Source organism: Streptomyces apricus (genome assembly GCF_008369065.1).
Lineage (GTDB): Bacteria > Actinomycetota > Actinomycetes > Streptomycetales > Streptomycetaceae > Streptomyces > Streptomyces apricus.
The window spans coordinates 225,080-234,026 of sequence record NZ_VDFC01000047.1 but is presented as its reverse complement, the minus strand read 5'-3'; the positions used below and the strand labels follow the sequence as shown (position 1 = coordinate 234,026).

The window sequence follows — 8,947 nt, the reverse complement described above, 5'->3', positions numbered from 1 at the left end:
GTACAGCACGGCCCGGCCGCCCACCCGCGCGGCGAGCTGCCGCAGCACCGAGGGGACCGGGTCCGGGCGGGCCGCGGCGGCGGCCAGGCTCTGCTGGGCCTCCGTGACGCGCCGCAGCTCGGCGTGCCGGGCCCGCGCCATGAGCTGCCAGACCGCCCGCGCCACGCCCGAGAAGGTCGTCCGGGGCGGCACCTCCACGAGCGGCAGCCCGTGCCGGTCACAGGCCCCGGCCAGGGCCCGCGGCACCGTGTCGTGCACCGGCGCCAGCCCGAAGCCGAGCGCGGCGCCCCCCGCCGCGACGATCCGCGCCACGTACGCGTCGAAGTAGCCCTCCAGGTCCGGCTCCGCGTCCGCCTCTACCGCCTGCGGCACGTGCACCCCGGCCGTCAGCAGCAGCTCGCCGCCGAGCAGGTACGGGTACGGGTCCGCCATCTCCGAGGTGTGCGCCCAGTGCACCACCGCGGCCGGATCGCGCGGTCCGGCGATCTGCCGCAGCCCGAGGTCCTCCCGGCCCAGCAGCGCGGCCAGCGGGACCGGCGGGGTGGGCGGGACGGCGGGAGCGGCTGGGTCCGGCATGGTGGACGTTTCCTCCGTCGGGGCCACTGGAAGTGGATGAAACGTACACTTCAGCGCCGCTTCCCGGCCACCTAACGTCAGGGTGCCACCGAGAGCGAGAAGGAGGGCCCCATGGCCGTCGACTACGCAGTGATCGTCGTCTATCTCGCCGGGATGCTGGCCATGGGCTGGTGGGGCATGCGCCGCGCCCGGTCCAAGAGCGAGTTCCTGGTCGCCGGACGCCGGCTCGGCCCGGCGATGTACTCCGGCACGATGGCCGCGATCGTCCTCGGCGGCGCGTCCACCATCGGCGGCGTCGGCCTCGGCTACCAGTACGGCCTCTCCGGCGCCTGGATGGTCTTCACCATCGGCCTGGGGCTCCTCGCCCTGTCGGTCTTCTTCTCGGCCCGCATCGCCCGCCTGAAGGTCTACACGGTCTCCGAGATGCTCGACCTGCGCTACGGCGGCCGGGCCGGGATGATCTCCGGCGTGGTCATGTGGGCGTACACGCTGATGCTCGCGGTGACCTCGACCATCGCGTACGCCACGATCTTCGACGTCCTCTTCGACATGAACCGCACGGTCGCCATCGTCCTCGGCGGCTCGATCGTCGTCGCGTACTCGACGCTCGGCGGCATGTGGTCGATCACCCTCACCGACATGGTGCAGTTCGTCGTGAAGACGATCGGCGTGCTGCTGCTCCTGCTGCCCATCGCCGTCGTCAAGGCGGGCGGGTTCGGTGAGATGAAGGCGCAGCTGCCCACCGAGTACTTCGACCCGCTGGGCATCGGCGGCGAGACGATCTTCACGTACGTGCTCATCTACACGTTCGGCATGCTGATCGGGCAGGACATCTGGCAGCGCGTCTTCACCGCGGGCAGCGACCGGACCGCCAAGTGGGGCGGCACCGTCGCGGGCACCTACTGCCTGGTCTACGCGCTCGCCGGCGCCGTCATCGGCACCGCGGCCAAGGTCCTCTACCCGAAGCTGGGCAGCGCGGACGACGCCTTCGCGACCATCGTCAAGGACGAACTGCCCGTCGGCGTCCGGGGACTGGTGCTCGCCGCCGCCCTCGCAGCCGTGATGTCCACGTCCTCCGGCGCCCTCATCGCCTGCGCCACCGTCGCCAACAACGACATCTGGTCGCGGCTGCGCGGCGCCGTACGGACGGGGAGCGACACCGCCGATCATGACGAGGTCCGGGGCAACCGCCTCTTCATCCTCGTCATGGGCGTCGCGGTGATCTGTACGGCCATCGCCCTCAACGACGTCGTCGAGGCCCTGACCGTCGCCTACAACCTGCTCGTCGGCGGCCTCCTCGTGCCCATCCTCGGCGGTCTGCTGTGGCGGCGCGGCACCGCGCAGGGCGCCCTGGCCGCCGTCGCGGTCGGCGGGATCGCGGTCGTCGGCCTGATGGCCACCTACGGGATCCTCGCGAACGAGCCCGTCTACTACGGCCTGCTCGCCTCCCTCGCCGTGTACGTGATCGTCTCGCTCGCCACGCCCGCCACCGACGCCGCGGTGCTCACCGCCTGGCGCGAACGGCTCGCGGGGCGCGGCACCGAAGACGTCCCCGCACCCAAGAAAGAGAGTGTTGCCCGATGAACAGCGACAAGACGCCCCGCGGACCCGTCGACTCCTCCCGCGTACCGCGCTACGCGGGCCCCGCGACCTTCGCCCGGCTGCCCCGTCTCGACGAGGTCGGCACCACCGACGTCGCCGTGGTCGGCGTGCCGTTCGACGCGGGCGTCTCCTACCGGCCGGGCGCCCGCTTCGGCGGCAACGCGATCCGCGAGGCGAGCCGGCTGCTGCGGCCCTACAACCCCGCGCAGGACGCCTCGCCGTTCGCCCTCGCGCAGGTCGCGGACGCCGGTGACATCGCCGCCAACCCGTTCGACATCAACGAGGCCGTCGAGACCATCGAGGGCGCCGCGGACGAGCTCCTGGGCACCGGCGCCCGGCTGATGACCCTCGGCGGCGACCACACCATCGCGCTGCCGCTGCTGCGCGCGGTCGCCCGCAAGCACGGCCCGGTCGCGCTGCTGCACTTCGACGCGCACCTCGACACCTGGGACACCTACTTCGGCGCCGCGTACACGCACGGCACCCCGTTCCGGCGGGCCGTCGAGGAGGGCATCCTCGACACCGAGGCGCTCTCCCACGTCGGCACCCGCGGCCCGCTGTACGGCAAGCAGGACCTGACCGACGACGAGAAGATGGGCTTCGGCATCGTCACCTCCGCCGACGTCTACCGGCGCGGCGCCGACGAGGTCGCCGACCAGCTGCGGCAGCGCATCGGCGACCGCCCGCTCTACATATCCGTCGACATCGACTGCCTCGACCCGGCCCACGCGCCCGGCACCGGCACGCCCGAGGCCGGCGGCATGACCTCGCGCGAACTCCTGGAGATCCTGCGCGGCCTCGCCTCCTGCCACCTGGTCTCCGCGGACGTCGTCGAGGTCGCCCCCGCGTACGATCACGCCGAGATCACCTCGGTCGCCGCCTCCCACACGGCGTACGAGCTGACCACGATCATGTCCCGCCAGATTGCAGAGGCCCGAGCGCAGTGACCCACGACCACGACCTGGTGCTCCGTCCGACCGCCGCGCAGACGCAGGCCGCGCTGAACCCGCCGCCCGGGCGCACCGGCGGAGACCTGGTCGTGGAGACCCTCGCCGGTCTCGGCGCGACCACCGTCTTCGGCCTGCCGGGCCAGCACGCGCTCGGCATGTTCGACGCGCTGCGCCGCTCCGACCTCGCGTACGTCGGCCTGCGGGTCGAGAACAACGCCGGGTTCGCGGCCGACGCGTACGGCCGCGTCACCGGCGAGGCGGCCCCGCTGCTCCTGTCCACCGGGCCCGGCGCCCTGACCTCGCTGGCCGCGCTCCAGGAGGCCGCCGCCGCGTCGGCGCCCGTGCTCGCGATCAGCAGCCAGGTCCCGCGCGCGGGGCTCGGCGGCGGCCGGCACGGCTACCTGCACGAGCTGCCCGACCAGCAGGCCTCGTTCCGGGGCGTGGTCAAGTCCGTCCACACGGTGCGTACGCCGTCGCAGATCCCCTCCGCGATCGCCGGGGCCTGGGAGTCGGCGCTGACCGCCCCGCACGGCCCGGTGTGGGTGGAGATCCCGCAGGACGTGCTGCTGGCCGCGACGGACCTGCCCGTCGTCACGGCCGTGGACGCCGCGCCCCACGACCTGCCCCCGCGCCCGGAGCTGACCGCCGTCGCCGCCGACCTGCTGGCGAGGGCGGAGCGCCCGGCGATCATCGCGGGCGGCGGCGTCGTGCGCGCCGACGCCTCGGGCAAGCTGCGGCAGCTCGCCGAGCGGCTGGACGCGCCCGTCGTCACCACCTTCGGCGGCAAGGGCGCCTTCCCCTGGAACCACCCGCTGTCGCTGCAGTCCTGGCTGGAGGACCGGCACACCACCGACTTCCTGGAGGACGCCGACGTGCTCCTCGTGGTCGGGTCGGGCCTCGGCGAGCTCTCCTCCAACTACCACACGTTCGCGCCCCGCGGCCGGGTGATCCAGATCGAGGCCGACCTCGGCAAACTGGAGTCCAACCACTCGGCCCTGGGCATCCACGCGGACGCCCGGCTCGCCCTGTCGGCGCTCCTCGAAACCCTCACGGAGAAGCGGCAGGACGCGACCGCCGCGGAGCGCGTACGCACCGTGCTCGGCCTCGTCCGCGAGCGCATCGACGCCCAGGACCTCGCCCTGGAGCAGCGGGTGCTCGCCGCCGTCCGCGAGGCGCTGCCGGACCGGTCGCCGAGCTTCTGGGACATGACGATCCTCGCCTACTGGGCCTGGTCCGCCTTCGACGCCCGGCGCCCCAACACCATGCACTCCGCACAGGGCGCGGGCGGCCTCGGCTACGCCTTCCCGGCGGCGATCGGCGCCGCGGTCGCCGACCCCACTCAGCCGGTCCTCGCGGTCTCCGGCGACGGCGGCGCGCTCTACTCGATCGCCGAACTCGCCACCGCCCGGCAGCACGACCTGAACGTGACCTGGCTCATCGTCGACGACGGCGGCTACGGCATCCTGCGCGAGTACATGACGGACACCTTCGGGCAGGCCACGGCCACGGAGCTGACCCGCCCGGACTACGTGGCGCTCGCGGAGTCCTTCGGCGTCCCGGGCGTACGCACCACCGCGGACACCCTGGCCGACGACCTCGCCAAAGCGCTCGCCGCGCCCGGCCCCTCGGTGGTCGTGCTGCCGGCGCTGCTGCGGATGTTCGCGCCGACGCACCTGGGCTGAACGAAGGGCGGGGCGGCACCCGGCCGCCCCGCCCTCAGGTCCGTGGACCCGTCGCTCAGCGCAGGTACGCGCCGAAGTGGGCGGCCGTGGCGGGGGCGCCGAGGGTGCCCGCGCCGAACGCGAAGGACGAGGTGGCGGTGAGGCCGCTCGCCGTGCCGTTCAGGATCCAGACCGCGCCGTTCTGCTCGTTCTCGGCGGTGGAGCCGGCCGCGAGGTCGTCGTGACCGTCGCCGTTGAGGTCCAGCAGGGCGGTGCTCACGCCGAACTCGTCGCTGTTCTCGGCGACTCCGGGGACACCGGCGGTGTTCTGGTGGAAGACCTGCGTCCCGGCGCCCGTGGCACCGGCGGCGCCGCCGGGGACCAGGGCGACCGAGCCGGTGTCGTAGATGTCGCCGACGTCCTCGCCCGGGATGCCGAGCGCGATGTCGGCGAAGCCGTCACCGTTGACGTCCCCGACCGAGACCGACCCGCCGATCTCGTCCTCTTCCTCCTCGGCACCGGGGAACCCGGGCGAGTCCTGATCGAAGGTCTGGACGCGGTCCTCGGACAGTCCGGCGGCCGAACCGAGGGCGACCTTGACGTTGCCGCCGCCCCAGTCGTTGCCGACCACGACGTCGTCGAAGCCGTCGTTGTCGACGTCCCCGATGCCGGTGCCCATCTTGTTGCCCGCGGCCTCACCGGGGACCCAGGCACCCTTGAAGCCCGCGCTGCCGCCGCCGAGCAGCAGGCGGTTGCCCCAGACGCCGTCGCCCTCGTAGTGGTAGGCAACGATGTCGTCCTTGCCGTCACCGTTGACGTCGCCGGTCTCGGTGGAGCGGACAGGGCCGCTGATCGACTCGCCGGACTTCAGCAGGGGCAGCGTGGAGGCGGGCGTTCCGGCCCGCGAGACGGGGCCCTTCCACACGGTGCCGGTGGCGTCCTCGGGGTCGTCGCCATGGACGTCCTGGTAGGTGAACAGGGCGAGGTCCGTCCTGCCGTCGCCGTCGAAGTCACCGGTGGTGGGGGCCGCGTACCCGGCTATCGCCGTGCCGCCGGTGAGCCCGGAGGCGGAGCCCCACAGGATGACGGAGCCGGCCTTGCCGCCGCCGATCACGAGGTCGCTGAAGCCGTCGCCGTCGAGGTCGCCCTTGCTGAAGGTCGACCCGAAGCGCTGGCTCGCGGTGGCGGAGCCGGGGACGCCGCTGGTGGAGCGGCTGATGAGCTTCTTGTTGTCGGCGGAGACGCCGGCGGCGGAGCCGTAGGTGACGGCCACGTAGCCGGCCTTGGCCTTGCTGGAGATCGTGCCGTCCGGGGCGGCCACGACCAGGTCGGCGTACCCGTCGCCGTTGAAGTCGTCCTGCGCGTCCGCCGCCGCGGTGGCCGCCTGCGCCGAAGCCCCGGTGAGGGCCATCGCGCCGAATCCTCCGGCGAGCAGCACCGCGGCCGCCAGGGGCGCGGTGAGGGCGGTACGGGTTCGGCGGTGTGCTCGGGACATGCGTGAGCCTTTCGAGTCGGTGGGTGGTGCACGCGGAAGACCGCGTTCAGTGAGTTCGACTCGGTCCGGGCGCCGCCAGTTGTACGCCCCAATGTCATGGCTTCGTAACCGACGGGACAGATGTGGCGCCGAACTCCCCTTCGGTCACGGGGGGTTCGGCGCCGCTCACGGTCGGTCTACCAGATCGCCTCGACCCACTCCGGGTGGTCGATGAACGGGTTCCGGTTGTGCTGGTAGGTGCTGTAGATCAGCTCGTTGCGGCGTTCCTCGGAGGCGCTGGGCGGGTCCTGCTCGTTCCACTGCTTCAGCACCGAGAGGCGGCCGTGGTACGGGACGCTGCCGTTGGTGACGGCGTCGTTGGGCTCCAGGTCGGGCCAGGAGTCGCCGCCCTCGTAGCGGACGGCCATGTAGAGGATCATCCGGGCGACGTCGCCCTTGACGGCGGCGCGGGGCTCGAAGGAGTTCGAGTCGGTGAGGCTGCCGCCGCTGTTGGTGAAGCTGCTGCCGCCGAGGTCGAAGTCCTTGTTGCCGCGGACGCTGTTGACCTGGACGTCCTCGGGGCGCAGGTGGTGCAGGTCGGTGCCGGGCCCGGCGGAGGTGCCGAAGTCACCGTGCGACTGGGCCCACACGTGCTCGCGGTTCCAGTTGCCGGTGTTGCCGCCGTTGAGCGATTTGCTGCGGGAGATGCCGGAGTAGAGCAGGACCACGTTGCTGCTGTTGTTCGGGTCCTGGTCGGTGACCTTGAGCGCCTCCCAGACCGCGGAGTACGAGATCTTCGTCTGGCTGCTGATGATCGTGTGCAGCGAGCTCTTCAGGGCCGTGCCGGTCTTGCCGATCGCGTTCGCGTAGTAGGTGTCGTCGTACGCGGTGGTGGTGGCCGCGGCGGGGGTCGCGGCGACCGCCGGGAGGGTGAGGCCGACCAGGACGGCGGAGACGCCGACTGCCAGCGCCTTCCACTTGCCGAGCTGCACTACGGACATATGGGGTGCCCTTTCCCGGGAACGGCACGCGTCCGGACGTGGGGCCGTATCAACAGGTCCGGGTTCTACGCGTGTTGACACTTCGGTCAATCGGGAGCGTGGCATGCACATGAGGGTGTTCGCGTAACGGGGAGGAGTCTTTTGCGTGACGTTCCCGCATACGGCGCAACCCCCGGCCGTCTCCGGTCCGGGGGTTGCGGGGGAGTGGGGTTTTCCCCAACTCCCTCAGGGGAGGCCCTAGTTGACGTCCGAGGCGTCGAGGCGGTAGAGGGTCTGGGTGTTCTGTGTGCCGGAGGCGTCGGCGGAGTCGGACGATCCCGAGGAGTTCGACGAGTTCGACGATCCGGAGGAGTCCGACGCGTCCGACGCCTTCGACGAGGAGTCGTCGCCGTACGCGCTCGCCTTCACCGCCGTGGCGTGTTCCTGGACCCAGGCGGTCACCTCGGAGCTGACGCTGTCGGTGCCGCCGCCCATGCCGCCGCCTCCGCCCATGCCGCCGCCGAGCACGATGTAGTGCAGCTCGCCCTTCTTCACGAGCTCCTTCAGCTTGGCGAGGGTCATCGCCTTGTCGCTGCCGGACCAGCCCCACATGGAGATGACGGGCTGCCCGGTGCTGACGATCAGCTGGGCCGCGCTCTGTGAACTGGAGACCGCGACCAGCCACTTGGCGCCGTCCCGGTGCTTCTCCAGGTACGCGGTCATGGCGCTGTCGGTGCCGCCGCCGGGGCCGCCGCCCATGCGGCCGCCGCCCGTGCCGCCATCGTCCGCGCCGCCGGGCGGGGTGCCGGTCTGGCCGCTGCCCTGCTGCGGGCCGTCCTGCTGCTGTCCGTCGCCGGGGAGCTGACCGCTGGGGGCGCCGCTGGGAGCGCCGTTGGGAGGCGTGCCCTGCTGGTCGCCACCGGGTGCCTCGCCGCCGGCTTCCGCGCCGCCCTCCTGCTGACCGTCCTCCCGCTGACCGCCCTGCTGCTGGGCACCCGGTGCCTCGCCGCCGCCGGGGAAGCCGCCCCGGCCGCCGGCGCCGCCGGGGCCGCCGCCCATGCCGCCGCCGGTGGTGGGGCCGGCCGTCGGGTTCGTACCGCTCATGCCGCCGCCGGAACCCGCCGGCACGGAGGCGGCGTAGGCCGCGGGCCCGGCGAGCGAGGCGATCACGGCCGCGGCCACGGCGCCGGAGAGGAACCGGGCCCGCCGCCCGGACCGGGAGAGGAGCAGTCCGGCGACCGCCAGGACCATGACCGCCGCGACGGCCGGCCACAGCCAGCCGTTCCAGCCGGAGGCGCGGCGCAGCAGGACGACGGCCCAGATGCCGGTGGCGGCGAACGCCACGGGCAGCACCCAGGACCAGCGCGCGGCGTCGCCCGTGCGGAAGGCGTGCAGCAGCATGGCCCCGCCGCCCCCGCACAGCACCGCGATGCCGGGCGCGAGCGCGGTCGTGTAGTAGGGGTGCATGGTGCCCTCGGCGAGGCTGAAGGTCAGGTAGTGCAGCACGGTCCAGCCGCCCCACAGGAGCAGCGCGGCGCGCGTGAGGTCCGTACGGGGGGCGCGGCCGCGCAGCACGAGGCCGCCGACGAGGGCGATCCCGGCGAAGGGGAGGAGCCAGGAGATCTGGCCGCCCAGCACCTCGTTGAACATCCGGCCGAGCCCGGCGGTCCCGGAGAAGCCGCCTCCGCCGCCACCCCCTCCGCC

7 protein-coding genes are annotated in these 8,947 nt (G+C 72.9%); 3 read left to right on the top strand and 4 right to left on the bottom strand.

Translation table 11 applies throughout. From position 1 onward, the window contains the following. The coding region (locus tag FGF04_RS27435) for a PucR family transcriptional regulator ligand-binding domain-containing protein (RefSeq protein ID WP_188114260.1) at nt 1-576 on the bottom strand (576 nt) is incomplete at its 3' end. A gap of 111 nt (nt 577-687) precedes the next feature. Here FGF04_RS27435 and FGF04_RS27430 point away from each other — a divergent pair. From FGF04_RS27430 to FGF04_RS27420, 3 genes are read left to right on the top strand one after another with little or no spacing between them, the layout of a single operon-like run. Next, on the top strand, nt 688-2,160 hold the full coding sequence (locus tag FGF04_RS27430; RefSeq protein WP_149514024.1) for a sodium:solute symporter: 1,473 nt from the start codon (nt 688-690) through the stop codon (nt 2,158-2,160). Further along, nucleotides 2,157-3,125 carry an agmatinase gene (speB, locus tag FGF04_RS27425; RefSeq protein WP_149514023.1) on the top strand — a complete coding sequence of 323 codons (969 nt, stop codon included), beginning with the start codon at nt 2,157-2,159 and terminating at the stop codon, nt 3,123-3,125. The genes FGF04_RS27430 and speB overlap by 4 nt, the downstream gene beginning before the upstream one ends. Next, nucleotides 3,122-4,810, top strand: coding sequence for a thiamine pyrophosphate-binding protein (locus tag FGF04_RS27420; protein ID WP_149514022.1), 1,689 nt, complete (start codon nt 3,122-3,124; stop codon nt 4,808-4,810). The genes speB and FGF04_RS27420 overlap by 4 nt, the downstream gene beginning before the upstream one ends. Before the next feature lie 55 nt (nt 4,811-4,865). Here the strand turns inward: FGF04_RS27420 and FGF04_RS27415 are convergent, their stop codons facing one another. The 3 genes from FGF04_RS27415 to FGF04_RS27405 all read right to left on the bottom strand — a co-directional run. Further along, nucleotides 4,866-6,284 carry an FG-GAP and VCBS repeat-containing protein gene (locus FGF04_RS27415; RefSeq protein ID WP_149514021.1) on the bottom strand — a complete coding sequence of 473 codons (1,419 nt, stop codon included), beginning with the start codon at nt 6,282-6,284 and terminating at the stop codon, nt 4,866-4,868. A 176-nt stretch (nt 6,285-6,460) separates the two neighbouring features. Further along, nucleotides 6,461-7,264, bottom strand: coding sequence for an endonuclease I family protein (locus FGF04_RS27410; RefSeq protein WP_149514020.1), 804 nt, complete (start codon nt 7,262-7,264; stop codon nt 6,461-6,463). 237 nt (nt 7,265-7,501) lie between these two features. After that, the coding region (locus FGF04_RS27405) for a mannosyltransferase YkcB-related protein (protein WP_456340032.1) at nt 7,502-8,947 on the bottom strand (1,446 nt) is incomplete at its 5' end.